The following is a 14,604-nucleotide window of genomic DNA, read 5'->3' as shown; positions in this document are numbered from 1 at the left end:
GAGATCAGCTTAAAAAAATTATAAAAAAAGCCAAAACGTTAGTTTTGGCTTTTACTTAGCAAGTTTGTATGTGTAGTAAATAGGTTATGCGCCTGGGCCACATTCCATACATGAATTTACAATGTCTGGGCCAAATTTAAGTTTGGCATTTAAGTCGCGAAGGGCGGTACGTAACCCTTCTTCAATTACTGGGTGGTAAAATGGCATATCAAGCATTTCTGGTACGGTCATTTTGTTTTGTACAGCCCATGCTAGTAAGTGAGCGATGTGTTCGGCTTGTGGGCCAATAAATTCTGCACCTAAAAATAAACCTGTACCTTGCTCTGCGTATACTCGCATATGACCTTTGTTTTTAAGCATTACTCGGCTACGACCTTGGTTTTCAAAGCTGACTTCGCCTACTTCAAAACAACCGCATGGGCCTAATCGGTCAGTAATTTGCTTGTAGCTTTCGCCTACCATTGCTATTTGTGGGTCGCTAAATACAGCTGCAATTTTAGCTCTGCGCAGACCTATACGTACATCTGGGAAGCGCCCTGCATTTTGACCTGCAATAGCACCTTGGTCTGATGCTTCGTGTAACAATGGGAGCATGTTACTCGCATCGCCTGCTATAAATATGTTTGACTCACCACACTGCATTGTATGTGTGTCTGCGTGCGGTACGCCGCGTTCATCAAGTTCAATGCCTGTGTTTTCAAGGCCTAGTTTATCTACGTTAGGTACTCGGCCTGTGGCTGCAAGTACGTAGTCAAACTGTTCGGTGTGTTTTTCACCTTGTTTGTCGGTGTAAGTTAGCTGTGCTTTGTCGCCAACTTGCATCATGTCAGATACGTTTGAGTCGGTATCTACAAAAAATTCTTCAGCAAAAACAGTATTTGCGTAGTCTTTTACGACTGGATCTGTAAGTGGGCCAATTGCGCCGCCTACACCAAATAGTTTTACATTTACGCCTAGTCGGCTAAGTGCTTGGCCAATTTCAAGACCTATTACACCAGGGCCAAATACAGCGACTGATTCTGGTAGATCATCCCAATCAAATACGTCGTCGTTTATAATAAGTTTGTCGCCAAAGTTATTAAATACGCCAGGGTACGAAGGGCGTGAACCGGTGGCAATTACAAAGCGTTTTGCTGTAATAATTGTGTGGTCGTCTATTTGTATGCGGTTTGTGTCTAAAAATTTAGCGTAACCACGAATTTTATCACCATCTGGTAATTCATCTACGGCTTCTACTACGAATCCTGCAAAACGATCTCGTTCACTTTTAACGCGTGCCATAACTGCTTTGCCATCAATGATAGGCTTTGAGCTATGAACACCAAATGCAGGTGCCATTTCAATTGCGTGTGCAGCTTCAGCGGCTGCAATCAATAACTTACTTGGCATACAACCAACACGTGCACATGTGGTGCCGTATGGGCCTGATTCGATCATTAATACATTTTGTGTGAACTGTTTAGCATTACGATAAGCACTTAAACCAGCAGTGCCTGCGCCTATAACAACAACATCGGTTTGCAATTCTTTCATAGTATTTTTTCCTCTAATAAATAGGGGCATAAAAGCCCCTATTTTTTACCTACTAACGTTAGGTATTTAATTTACTTATTAATTAAGCAAAGTATTTTTCTAAGTCGTCTGAACCACCGATGTGTTTACCACCAATGAATATTTGTGGAACAGTGTCACGACCAGATACAGCTTTTAGGCTTGTTAGTGATGCGCCTGCACCCATAACAATCTCTTCATATGCGAAGCCTTTTTCTGCAAGAAGTTCTTTTGCTTTTTTACAGAAAGGACAGCCAGGTTTAGTAAAGATGCTTACTGGTTCTGGTTTAGCTTGCTTAGGGTTGATGTAATCAAGCATTGTGTCTGCGTCAGATACCTCAAACGGGTCACCTGGTAAATCTGGTTCGATAAACATTTTGTCAATCACGCCATCTTTAACAAGCATAGAGTATCTCCAGCTGCGCTTACCAAAGCCTAGGTCGTTCTTGTCTACTAACATGCCCATGCCGTCAGTAAATTCGCCGTTGCCGTCTGGTAATAAAGTAATGTTTTGCGCTTCTTGATGCTCAGCCCATGCGTTCATTACAAAGGTATCGTTTACTGATAAACATACAATTTCGTCAACGCCGTTTTGCTTAAGTACGCCTGCTAATTCGTTGTAACGTGGTAAGTGAGTTGATGAACATGTTGGTGTGAATGCACCTGGTAGTGAAAACACTACAACAGTTTTACCTTTAAAAATGTCATCTGTTGTTACTGATTTCCAATCGTTATTTTGACGAGTTGCAAATGTAACACTTGGGATTGTTTGACCTTCGATATTGTTTAACATAATTTTTGTTCCTCTTGATTTGTTGATAGCCATTATGGTGAATAATTAAATATAGTTCCAATCGTTTGTTTGTATTAAACTGATAGTTATAAACTATCACGTAGAGCTGAATATGAACTTAAAAGATTTTGAATATGTAAAAGCAATAGCGCAATATAAACATTTTCGCAAAGCTGCCGATGCATGTTTTGTAAGCCAGCCTACATTAAGTGGTCAAGTAAAAAAACTCGAAAATGAGCTTGGCGTTACTTTGTTTGATCGCTCAACCAAGCAAGTTACCTTAACAGCAAAAGGTGAACGTTTGTTGACGCAAATAGAGATTATTTTAGAGCAAACGCAAATACTCAAAGAACTTGCTGCTACTTCTAACGAGCCTCTACAAGGTAAATTAACTATTGGTATTATTCCTACCATTGCACCTTACTTGTTGCCTGCGTTACTAACATCGATGAAAGCGGCATTTATTGATAGCCAGTTTTCGTTTATTGAGATGCAAACAGCAACAATTTTAGAAGCTTTAAACAAGGGTGAACTCGACTTTGCTATTTTAGCCGATGTGCCAGAGCTTATTAATTACCATACGGTTGCTTTATACAAAGAAGATTTTTTAGTGGCGGTATCACACGATAACGCGCTGTCTAAGCATAAAAAAGTAGCGCTGAGCGATCTTCAAGGATGCAGCCTATTAATGTTAAGTGATGGCCATTGCTTTAAAGATCAAGCCCAAAAGTTTTGTTTTTCTGCAGGAGTCGATGTATCTAACCAGTATAAAGGTAATAGTTTAGAAACATTATTAGCGTTAGTGGCTATGGATGACGGTATTACATTTGTACCAAAGTTAGCATGTACCGACCGTGTAGGGATTGATTACTTGCCTATATTCCCTAATCAGCAGCGTAATGTGGTGTTTGCATGCAGAAAGCATTATCCGCATTTATCTGGTGTAGAACAATTGGGCGAGTGGTTATCGGCTCACCCTAATTTAAAAGCTAAATTAACTAAAAAAGTTAATTAAATATTTAAAGGTTTTGGCTGATTATTTCTACAACATCGTTAATTTGCACGCCAGGTAGTGGTTTGTCATCAATACTGACAGCTACTGCAGTTTGCTGATAAAGCTGCTCTACGCGAATTTTATTAAGCGTTGTGATGGTGTGTGGCATAACATTACCTGCCGCGTCGGTTAAATAGTTATGGTGCGCAATGCTTAGCATTTGGCCTTTTTTTAACCCATGAGCTTTACCTAAGTTAATAACGATTTTGCTATTTTCCATATGCATTATTTTACCTTGAGTAGGTAAACACGCCATAGCTGCTTGAATGTCATAACTTACTGATTGGTTGATATCGGTTATGCTTTGCCCATAAGGCGATTGCCAAAATCTATCACTATTAACATCAACTATGGTTGTTTTTTCAAATGGCCAAATTGCTTGAGTATGGTAACTATTTTGCCAAAGTTGCTCATAGGTAGTGCCATCAAATAATACAAATTCAATGTTGTAACTGCGCTCATACGCCTCGTCTTGCCAAAATGCATAATCGTTATTGAGTTTGTCGCTAGTCGAAAGGCTGGTTATTTGGCTAAGCAGAACATATTGAGCGTTACTGCGCGAAGATATTTCTTCTAATTGGGCATTTGAATAGTCGTGCTGCTGCGAAAAGTATTTATCAACGCTTATTGCATTATTATAGTAAGCAATAGGTACTGCGCTCATTTTTGATTTTTGCAGTGAGGTAAAAATATTTTTGCTAATCGCTTTGCTTACGTCAAATATTTGACCCATTTTGGCGTGTTCACGATGAACAAGTTGGCTTTGTGTAACGGCCACAAACTTATTAAAGCTATTTTGTGGGCATTGCTCTGTTTGAGAAAAAATATCGAGTCGTAATGTAACGGCAAATTTATTGTCGTATTTATTTTCGCTGATCAGTTCAATTTTTTGAATTTCGCCGTGGCTGCTAATTTTTAGCTGATCTTGCATTAACACGCCATCTACCAGGGTTTGTACAGAGCTAACCCGTGCGCCAGAGAACACTAACGCTTGTGTAATTGCATCTTTTATAGCGGCAGATTTAGCTGCGCTCGTATCACCATTTTGAACGTTCGCATGGCCTGTTGATTCATACCACTGCGCTTTAGTAAAAGGGGAGAACGTTAATAATGCCGTTGCACTTAACCCTGCAAATGCCAATAATAAAAACGACTTCATACTTTTACTCCAATTAAACGTTAGCTATTAACTAGGTAGAGCAAGGACTGTACCAATGTTATTTGGTAATTATTAGTAATGCTATAAATGGCATTAAACGTGCATATGTACTGCTAATTACTATACAAGGGCTAAATGCTATGCGAGCAATTTCATTACTTATTACACTTGGGTGTTTAACCTTAGGTGGTTGTAGCAGCGTTTTTGATAAGCATGTTGAATATAAATATGTAGAGCCAAATAATTACCCTGTTTTAAAAGCGATAGGGTATGCACCTATTAGCTTGCAAAAAGGCGCTAACCTGTCGCAAAAGCAACTTATGGCAATTAAGGCTTCTAAGCTTGAGGCTTATCGCGAGCTTACTGAGCAAGTATATGGGCAAAAAATTACCGCAGGAACAACGGTGGAAGGTTCAATTGCTCAAGACGATTACCTAGAAAGTAAAGTGCAGGGGCTTATTAAAGGTGCACAAATAATTAAAACTTACGCAGTAGATGACACTTACGTGACCGAGCTTGAGCTTAATATGAAGCGTGTGCACGATTTATACATAGGTGAAGTAAAACCACGCGAAGTTAAAAAAGTAACTTATTACTAAATAGCCCAGTTAATTAAAAAAGTTATTCAAAATATCTCATCCTCTTATATTGAGTGCTATGCTGTTGTTAGGATTAATTTTTAAGCAGATTGCGTAGTGCTCAACAGATGTATTTTATTGCCACTTATATTAACAGTGGCTCTGTAAATGGCGTTTAAGCCAACTTATTTAAATCCTAAATTATTTATATGGTGCAAAGCCAATTTGCGCTACCTATTACTGTTTTTTGTACTCTCTAGTGGTGTGCTTGCAAGCCGACTAACTATTCAATTTAATACCTTTATTGAGCTGATGGGTCAAAAATATGGACCTGCGCGAGCGGCTGTTGCACGTAACTGGCAAAGTATGTTGGTACAAACTCAAAACAAACCAGAGCAACAACAAATTCTTATTGTTAATGATTTTTTTGCGCGTAATTTACGCTATCAAACTGATATTTTGCTATGGAAACAAAACGATTATTGGGCAACCCCTTTAGAAACGTTAGGCAGAGGCTTAGGTGATTGTGAAGATTACGCAATAGCAAAGTATATAAGCTTGAGAGCCCTAGGGGTGAGCGACGACAAGTTACGTCTTATTTATGTAAAAGCAAAAATTGCGGGCACTAACAAAACGCAAGCACATATGGTGTTAGGTTATTTTGCTACACCAAACGCTCAGCCACTTATTTTAGACAGTTTAATAACAAAGGTTTTACCTGCTGCAAAACGTGTAGATTTAAGCCCTGTTTTTAGCTTTAACAGCCAAGGTTTATGGGCTAATAATTCAACCAAAAGTGTAGCCAGCCCAACAGCAAGACTTTCACGCTGGCGTAAAATTTTGGAGCAGACAACCAAAGAAGGAGTTATGTGGTAATGGCATCATTTTCCTTATCTAAGTACCTTAAAAAACGAAAAATAACACTCAGGCAAGAGCTGTGGATTGCATTATTAATTGTTATTTTTGTAGGCTTTATAAGTAGTGTTTTAATTAGCACTAATTCGGCTAAAAGTTATTTTTCGACCCAGCTGTACTTAAAAAATGTAGATAACGCCAGTTCACTCGCGTTAATGATCAGCCAATTAGACAAAGACCCCGTTGAGCTTGAGTTATTAGTATCGGCCACATTTGATACCGGTCACTATAAGCGAATCGAACTACAAAACCCTAATGGTGAGGTGATTGTTAAACGCACGTTTACCGATGAGCTTAAAGCGACGGCTCCGCAGTGGTTTAGAGCAATGTATGGATTAAATGTACAGCCAGGGGTTGGGCAAGTAAATGATGGTTGGCAGCAGTTTGGTACTTTGTTTATAGAAAGTCATAGTCAATATGCTGAGCAAGCCTTATGGGAAAGTGCGCTTAAACTATTTTTTAGTTTTTTAATTGTCGCTTTTTTTGCTTGTATAGTTAGCGCTTACTTTTTAAGTAGGATATTAAAACCACTAGATGATGTTGTGTATCAGGCTAATGCATTTGGTGAAAAACGTTTTATTAAATCCACCGTCCCTCGTACATTTGAGTTTGCACGTTTAGTGCAATCAATGAACCAATTATCTACCCGTTTTAGCCGTATTATTAAAGAAGATAATAAACGTTTAGAAGAGCTTAGATTTAAATCGCAACACGATGAGCTAACTGGTTTAGCAAATAGAGAATACTTTGGTGCAACGCTTGAGGCTCACTTACAAAAATCGAAAGATCATGCCCATGGTGCTTTGTTTTTATTTAGGGTTGTAAACCTCGATCGCGTAAGTGAGGAAGTGGGACGAGTAGAAATGGTTAACTTTCTACGTCGATTTTCACAGATGTTGGTTAGCTTCTTAGAGAGCAACCAAGAACACTTTTCTGAAAATTACATTGCACGTATTTCTCACAGCGATTTTACCGTTTTATTTAGTGATATTGATGATATTCAAGCAATCAGTGAACGTATTTTATTGATGCATCAATCGTTTGTTGAAGAGTATAAAAACGTTAAGCTAGCGATACCTCACAGCTGTACTTATATTCAAAAAGACGACACGCGATTTGATGTATTAAAGCGTGCGGATGAACTTTTAAAATCATCGGGTAAACAATCTGATGTACAAGCAAAAGTAGCTCAGATCAAGCAAGAAAGTGAGCTGTTTGATAATGCAACTAGCTGGAAAAATGCCATAGAAGAGGCACTCAATAATAATAATTTAGAAATAAATACTTACCCAGTAACTAGCTTTACAGGGCAGGTAATGCAAAATCAATTAGGGTTGAGCCTAAAGCTTGGTGGGCAAGTATACCGTGCTAGTTACTACTACCAGTGGGCTAACCGATTAAAGTTATTAGCGCGTTTAGATTGGGGTTTAATTAAGGCGTTGGTGGCTCATTATAGTATTGAGCCACCAAGTGAACTGATTTCGGTTGAATTATCTGCTCAAACGCTACTTGATGATGCTGCACTTGCTTCGATTCTTACGTACCTTTCGGCGTTTCCTGATTTAGCCTCTAAAATTTGTTTTGATATTCGTGAAAGTATTGCCGTTAGCGAAATTGAGATATTTAAAGATTTTTGTGAGCAGGCTCGATGTATGGGCGCTAAGGTAGCATTAAAACGTGTGGGCCCTGAATTTACTAAAATTAATAAAATTCAGGAATTTGGTCTTGAAATGATTAAGGTTGATAGCGTTTACGGACACAATATTAGTTACAGCCAAGATAACCAAACATTTCTGCGAGGAGTGTGTACGTTAGCGCATTCTATTGGTATTAAAGTGGTGGCTCAAGGTGTAACAAGCCAAGATGATATAGATACGCTTATTAACTTAGGTTTTGATGGGGTTATTAAAGAGTAAGTAATAGGCATTAACTGTGCGGTTAATGCCCTTTTACAACTAACATTAATTGAATTCGGTCGCGAACTTTTAGCTTATTAAATATAGAGCTCATATGCTCTTTAATTGTGCGTTCTGTAATATTTAAAGATTCTGCAGCTTGCTTATTAGTTGCACCTGTTACAACAATATCAACTACTTGACGTTCTCGCTTTGTGAGTACATCAAGCTCGCATGTGCTCGCATATTTAAACGGTGTATTTGATAAAGCTCCTACTAAGTTAGATAGTAATTGCCCTGGTAACCATATTCCGCCGGTAAAAATTGTCTCAAGTACTTGTTCAATAATTACTTTAGTAGCAAGTGCTTCTACGTACCCCCTAGCTCCTGCTTCAAGCGCACTTCTTAGTTGATTTATTTCTAGTTCGTTGGTCATAACTATAACCAGTAAACGTTGCTGAGAATACTTTTTAACAAGCTCAAGCCAATTAGGTGTGCCGGCCAAAACCCAAATAATACTTGATGCCGTGACTCTGTGTGGTTCTTTTGTGAATATCAAACAACCAGGAAACGCTGTATGCCAGTGTTTCGATTCAAATTCAGGCTGTGTAATAAAAATACTTTGGCGCATTACTTCTCCATTTATAAAATGTTTTAACGCTCTGTCATTGCTTGCGATGTAGCTCTAAGAACCGGTTTTAAAATATACTCAAGTACGGTTTTTTTACCGGTAATAATATCCACTTGAGTGGTCATTCCTGGAATAATAGTCAGCTCTTTTGAAAAATTATTTTTGGTGGTTTTTAGCTGCACCAAATAAAAGGTGTTTTCGCGGTCATCCGTAATTGTATCGGCACTTATATGTAATACTTCGGCTTCAAGGCCACCATATACGGCAAAGTCGTAGGCACTAAATTTTATCATTGCAGATTGCCCAGGGCGTAAAAATGCAATGTCTTTAGGCGGGATTTTTGCCTCTACTACAAGTTGATCGTCAAGCGGGACAATTTCCATAACATCACTACCTGGCTGTAAAATACCGCCAACAGTATTAACTAATAATCGTTGTACAGTGCCTTTAACAGGAGAGCGTATTTCAGTTTGAGTTACTTTATCGGCTAAGCCAGATTCAGTTTCTTTAATTGAATCTAGTCGCAGTAGCGCTTCGGAGAGTTCATTGTTCCAGCGGTTAATCATAACGAGCTCAACTTCGGTTACCTTATTTTTAGCTTCGTTAATGGCCGAAAGACTCCTATTTATAACTGCTTTGGTTCTGTTTATCTCGCCGTTTAAATCAACTATTTGGCGCTCTAAACGAATAATATCTATATCCGAAATAGCACCGGTGCGTAACAATGGGCGGGTCACTTTAAGCTCCCTGTTTGTTAAGCGTAGCGCGCTGGTATGCTGCTGAAGTGCCGCTTTTGCTTCAATATAATCTTGGTGTCGCTGCTCTAGTTGGCGTTTGTGAATACTTACCTGTTGCTCCAACTCTTGGCTGTTACTCAAATAAAGAGAGCGTTCGTGTTGAACCACCTGAGGTGCGTTTTTTATAACATCTTCGCTAAATATGAGTTCTTTTTTTTGAGTAAGAGCTCTGAGTCTTGCAACTTTTGCACTTAACGATTCAACCTTGGATTGATTTTCTCTAAAGCTAGAAATAAAGCGGGTAGGGTCTATTTTAATGAGTACATCCCCCTCGTTTACTATTTGGCCTTCTCGGACATTTATTTTTTCGACCATACCGCCGTCATAAGATTGAATAAGCTGTAATTTATTAGAGGGAATAACACGGCCCTCGCCACGAGCAACTTCATCCAAATTAGCAAAGCCAGACCACACAATAAGGCATATAAACGTTAAACAAATTAGATAAAGTAGTAACCTAGCGCTTGCTGGTTCCTGCTGCATTTTTTCCCACTGTGCATCGACTACCCAGTCTTGAGTATTTGGCGGTGAAATCCATCCTTTAAATAGTTTATTAAATACGGATGGCTTACCTTGTTTTCTTGCTTCTATTGCTTTGCTAACAGATTCAAAAGAGCGTTGTTCAAGTGGTTTTTTGTTATCACTCATGAGGCTTGCTCCACGGTTTTATTATTTAACGCCGCAATTACTTTTTGTTTTGGTCCATCAGCAACTACTTTTCCGTTATCTAAAACTATAATACGGTCAACAAGCTCGAGTAATGATGAGCGGTGAGTCACTACAATTAGGGTTTTATCTTTAGAATAATTTTTTAAATTGTTAATAATTTTACTTTCACTGTTGTGATCTAGCGATGAGGTCGGTTCATCTAGTAATAGTATTGGTGGGTCGTTAATTATGGCTCTTGCCATACCTACAGCTTGGCGTTGCCCTCCTGATAATTGGCGGCCTTGCTCGCCTACTTGTAGATCAAACCCGTCTGGGTGCGAATTAATTAAATCAAATAATTGGCTTCGCTCACAGGCTTCAATAATTTGCTCGTCTTTGGCATGCCAAGCGCTTATCGTAAGGTTGTCTTTTAAGGTCCCATAAAACAGGGCAACGGTTTGCGGTACATAACCAATATTATGGCGAAGCTCTGCAGGGTCAATTTGATGTATATCGTTATTGTCCATCAAAATTGCTCCTGAACAGGGTTCATATAGCCCTAAGATAAGCTTTTCTAATGTACTTTTACCTGAGCCATTACGTCCTAAAATTGCAACTTTTTCACCAGCTTTAATTTTAAAGCTAACGCCGTTGAGTGCATTATGAGATTCGTCAGAGTATTTAAAGCATACATCTTTAAATTCTATATCGCCCTTTAAAATAGGGTGGCTTAACCAATGCTTACCAGGTGGGCGCTCGACCTCTTTTTCCATAATCTCATTTAGTGATTGCATTGCTATTGCGGCATGATGATATTGCGCTAAAACAGCGGCTGACTGCCCAATAGGGCCCATAGCACGAGATGATAATAAGTAGGCTGCAATTAATCCGCCTTGAGTTAGCTCACCTTCAATAACGAGGTGTACGCCTATTATCATTATTATCACGCCTACACATTGCTGTATCCAAGATGCTGTATTTGATATAGAGCTAGAAACGAGTCTGCTTTGTGCGTTTACTTGCGCAATGTAAATGGTCGACTTTTCCCATACAGATTGTGTTTTACACTCTGAGTGAAAGCTTTTTACATCTTCAATATTGGTTAAACTTTCTACTAATACTGCATTTCGCATTGAGCTTGCTTTCATTGTTTGCTCTGAAAGGGCTTCAAGTTTGCGGTGTGCGGCTATAGCGTAAGCTAATAATATAAGTGCGCCCGCTATAATAGGTAAACTTAGAGGTACGCCAATAATGGCGATAACAATTAAATATAAAACTACGAATGGTAAGTCGACTAATGCGACAAGCGTTATGGAACTAAAAAAGTTACGTACAGCTTCAAATGATTGAATATTGCTAGCAAAGGAGCCAGCTGATGATGGACGGTTTTTTAGTTTCATACCTAATACCCGCTCCATAATTACAGCCGATACTTTTACATCTATTCTGCTTGCAGCAAGCTCTACAAAATAGCCTCTTACTAAGCGTAAAACAAAGTCAGCAGTGAGTGCTATCAAAATACCAATAGCAAGTACCCAAAGGGTTTCTGTTGCATGGTTAGGCACTACGCGGTCATATACGTTCATTACAAATAAAGGCATAGCAACCGACAAAAAGCCCAACGCAATAGCTGAAATAATTACGTCTTTATAAAGTGAGCGGCACTCTTTAATTACTCCCCAAAACCATCCGTCTTTTGATAGTTTTTCAAGTACGGGTGTTCGCTCATCAAATGCAAATTCTGGTTGTGCATAAATAATTAAACCAACACTGTTGCCTGCTAATTCATCAATGCTTTGTTCGATAACTGATTCGGTAAGCTCTGGGTAAATTACACTCACCAACTGCTTATCGTAATCAATAGAGTTAATAACACAGGCTTGATTGTCTTTTAAAATTAAGATGGCAGGTAGCAGTGCTGTATTAATTTTTTGTAGTGGCTTATTAACTACTTTCGATTTAAAGCCAATGCGCTTAGCTGCGCGCGAAAAACCTGATGGAGTAAGGTTTCCATCAGTTAGAGGAAGTCCATTTAATAGTGCTTCTCTTGAAAACTCTTTATCATGATGGCGACATAAAACTGCTAGGCAGTCAACGAGTATGCCACCATGATCAAGTACATCGTTTAATTCCATAAACCATCCAATGTTATGTAGAACTGCATGCGGTTGTTACTACTAAACCTAAACTCGAGAAATAAATTTAGCTTAAATATTTCAAGCCGAGTTTAGGGTCTGTTGATCTTCCAGGTTAAATTTGCAGCAGTCTGTTTGGTATTTAGGCAAGGCAGAGCCTATGCAGTGTGGTTATTCCCCATAAATGGGTGATAACGTAGCATTAATGCCAAACAGGCGCTGCCCAAAGGGTTCTTCCTAGGGGCTATTTACTCTTTGTTGCTCGGTTTTTACTTAGCCCACTAGGTTACAAATCTCGCGCCGCGATTAAACAGCCCCTAGTTTGAACAAATTTTAATCCGCAAAGATCAACAGACCCTAGTTATTTACATAACGTTAATTGACTTAGCTATCAGTAATTACAGCTTCGATACGTCGATTCGCAGCATTTGCTCTTACTGATATTTCGTTTACTCGAGGTTGATCAATACCGTACCCGAACGATTTAACACGTTTTGGTTTTATATCGAATTGTTTAATTAGAATTTCAGCAACGGCAAACGCACGTTTTTCAGATAGTTTGCGGTTATATGTTCGATCTCCATCTAGAGAAGCATGACCTTGTATTTCAACCTGCTTATTTGGGTTTTCTTTTAAAAAATCTGCAAGCCGACTAATTTCTTGAATATATTGAGACCTTACATCGCTTGAGTCAGCAGAAAAAGGGATACCAATCTCTATATTTGAGGTTGATGCGCTATAAATTGTACAGCCAGATAAATCAACATTAGTTGACAGCGGCGTACTCGGACAAGTGTCTTGCTCGTTTGGTACGCCGTCACCATCATCATCTAAAAAGTTACTTGGTGTAGTGTCGGTTTCCAACGGTATATCTAAGTACCTTGGCATAGCGGTTACACTCATGTAGGCATTATCTTGCTTCGCTTTTTTTTGTAGAAATGCCTTGCGGCTAAAGGTGGTTGCTACATCGTAACTCGGACAAATATTTTGTGCGTTATGCACAATAGGATCGTCAGTTAGCTCTTTTAATGTAGGGTATTTACCTGACATTACGTCAAGTGCTGGCAATAATTTCCCCATTTCTTTTAGCATAGTTAAAATAGCCGATTGGCGGTCGTATAGCGCAACTATGTATGAACGTGTTGATTGGAACGATTCGTTTTCGGCATCAAGCACGTCTAGTAGAGTTCGTTGGCCTATATCAAATTGATCTTTATATGCAATTTTAACTTTAGTTGATGATTCGCGGTGTTGATTAAGCGCTGGCAACTTTTGCTCTAGTATAGTGACGTTGTAGTAGGCAATTTGCAGACTTTGACGAATATCAATACAGGCTTGATCTCGTTGATATTTTGCAATGTTTATATCTTGATAAGCTTGTTCTAAATTAGCGCTATCAAGACCACCGTTATACAAGTTATAACTAATATCTATGCCGACTCGCGCTTCTGTTCTGGTTTCATTTTGACCAAGCTCATCTCTATCTTGGCTACCGTAGCGGGCAGATAAATCTACGTTAGGATGAAAGGCCGCTTTTTGTGCTTTGGCGTTCGCCTTTTGCGCTTCAATATTATACAAAGAGGCATAAAATGAAGGGCTGTTTTTGTAGGCGACGTCTAGCGCTTGGTTAACCGAAATTGGTATATTGTTTTCATCAAGGTCAGCTTGCTTTATATCGTTCATAGGTAGCTCACCTACAACTCTTAGGTAGCGAGCGCTTACATCATGTAAATTTGAGTACTCCGTTAATACATTAGATTGCGCTAGAGATAAACGGCCACTAATTTGTTCTAGGTCTGCTGCGCGCGCTACACCGGCGCTTACGCTTTGCTCTATTTGTTGGTATACAGACTCGTGCTCTTGTAAATTAGCTTCTGCAAGTTGTACTAACTCTTTGAATTTTTGTACGTCAAGTAGTGCAATCGAGGCTTCAAGTGCTGTTTGTTCTGTTTGAGAAATAAGCTCAAAGTACCTAATAAGTTGAATACGTTTAAAACGGTCAACTGTATTAGATGTTCTAAAACCGTCATAAAGCATTTGAGTAACGCTTAATTCGGCTGTATTACGGTTATATTCTTCTTCAATACCGTAATTTCTTCTTTCATATCCTGCACTTGCTGATACATCAACACTTGGTAAATAACCTGAACGGGCAGCATCCACTCCATAAATAGAAGATTTAAAAGCATGCCATGCTTCTTGTACTTCAGGATTGTTTTCAATCGCTTTACTTGAGACGTATGTAAGTGGCATTGCTGATTGTTCGTTTGCATGCACGTAGTTTGATAAAGTTACGGATGTAATCGCTAATCCGATTAACATAGTCCCTTGATGCTTTTTAAAAGTGTTTTTTATAATCATTTCTTCCTCTTAGATCCTGTTAAGACCGAAAATACTCTTTTAAATATTTAGTAAAGGAGTGCTAATTTTGCAAGTAATCTTTTCGGG

Annotated in this window: 11 protein-coding genes; 4 read left to right on the top strand and 7 right to left on the bottom strand. The window is 38.9% G+C overall.

Going from position 1 to position 14,604, the window contains the following annotated elements; translation table 11 throughout:
* Positions 1-84: 84 nt before the first annotated feature.
* Positions 85-1,533 carry a dihydrolipoyl dehydrogenase gene (locus tag I6F66_RS00880; RefSeq protein ID WP_039484710.1) on the bottom strand — a complete coding sequence of 483 codons (1,449 nt, stop codon included), beginning with the start codon at positions 1,531-1,533 and terminating at the stop codon, positions 85-87.
* An 82-nt stretch (positions 1,534-1,615) separates the two neighbouring features.
* On the bottom strand, positions 1,616-2,344 hold the full coding sequence (locus I6F66_RS00875) for a glutathione peroxidase (RefSeq protein WP_010553231.1): 729 nt from the start codon (positions 2,342-2,344) through the stop codon (positions 1,616-1,618).
* A gap of 112 nt (positions 2,345-2,456) precedes the next feature.
* Between I6F66_RS00875 and I6F66_RS00870 the strand changes: the two genes are divergently transcribed.
* On the top strand, positions 2,457-3,359 hold the full coding sequence (locus tag I6F66_RS00870) for a LysR substrate-binding domain-containing protein (RefSeq protein WP_024589976.1): 903 nt from the start codon (positions 2,457-2,459) through the stop codon (positions 3,357-3,359).
* Positions 3,360-3,363: 4 nt separating this feature from the next.
* On the opposite strand, the gene I6F66_RS00865 is transcribed toward I6F66_RS00870, so the two are convergent.
* Positions 3,364-4,557 (bottom strand): flagellar assembly protein FlgT, encoded by a 1,194-nt coding sequence (locus tag I6F66_RS00865; protein WP_197175343.1) that lies wholly within the window; start codon positions 4,555-4,557, stop codon positions 3,364-3,366.
* A 140-nt stretch (positions 4,558-4,697) separates the two neighbouring features.
* On the opposite strand from I6F66_RS00865, the gene I6F66_RS00860 reads away from it, so the two are divergent.
* The 3 genes from I6F66_RS00860 to I6F66_RS00850 all read left to right on the top strand — a co-directional run bounded on the left by I6F66_RS00860 (position 4,698) and on the right by I6F66_RS00850 (position 7,966).
* The gene (locus I6F66_RS00860; protein ID WP_024593173.1) at positions 4,698-5,156 is read left to right on the top strand and encodes an LPP20 family lipoprotein; all 459 of its coding nucleotides are present in this window, start codon (positions 4,698-4,700) and stop codon (positions 5,154-5,156) included.
* Between the two features lie 147 nt (positions 5,157-5,303).
* Entirely contained in the window at positions 5,304-6,011 is a 708-nt protein-coding gene (locus I6F66_RS00855; RefSeq protein WP_007583156.1) for a transglutaminase-like cysteine peptidase, read from the top strand.
* The gene (locus tag I6F66_RS00850) at positions 6,011-7,966 is read left to right on the top strand and encodes a LapD/MoxY N-terminal periplasmic domain-containing protein (RefSeq protein ID WP_197160387.1); all 1,956 of its coding nucleotides are present in this window, start codon (positions 6,011-6,013) and stop codon (positions 7,964-7,966) included. Before I6F66_RS00855 ends, I6F66_RS00850 begins: the two co-directional genes overlap by 1 nt.
* 22 nt (positions 7,967-7,988) lie before the next feature.
* Here the strand turns inward: I6F66_RS00850 and I6F66_RS00845 are convergent, their stop codons facing one another.
* The 4 genes from I6F66_RS00845 to I6F66_RS00830 form a co-directional block, all read right to left on the bottom strand.
* Positions 7,989-8,576, bottom strand: coding sequence for a response regulator transcription factor (locus tag I6F66_RS00845; protein WP_197208474.1), 588 nt, complete (start codon positions 8,574-8,576; stop codon positions 7,989-7,991).
* A 23-nt stretch (positions 8,577-8,599) separates the two neighbouring features.
* On the bottom strand, positions 8,600-10,021 hold the full coding sequence (locus tag I6F66_RS00840) for an HlyD family type I secretion periplasmic adaptor subunit (protein WP_165740753.1): 1,422 nt from the start codon (positions 10,019-10,021) through the stop codon (positions 8,600-8,602).
* Entirely contained in the window at positions 10,018-12,156 is a 2,139-nt protein-coding gene (locus tag I6F66_RS00835) for a type I secretion system permease/ATPase (protein ID WP_024593177.1), read from the bottom strand. The genes I6F66_RS00840 and I6F66_RS00835 overlap by 4 nt, the downstream gene beginning before the upstream one ends.
* Before the next feature lie 384 nt (positions 12,157-12,540).
* On the bottom strand, positions 12,541-14,517 hold the full coding sequence (locus I6F66_RS00830; protein WP_197208472.1) for a TolC family outer membrane protein: 1,977 nt from the start codon (positions 14,515-14,517) through the stop codon (positions 12,541-12,543).
* Positions 14,518-14,604 lie beyond the last annotated feature (87 nt).

The organism is Pseudoalteromonas sp. NZS100_1 (assembly GCF_015864285.1).
GTDB classification, from domain to species: domain Bacteria; phylum Pseudomonadota; class Gammaproteobacteria; order Enterobacterales; family Alteromonadaceae; genus Pseudoalteromonas; species Pseudoalteromonas arctica.
This window is presented reverse-complemented; position numbering and strand designations above follow the sequence as displayed.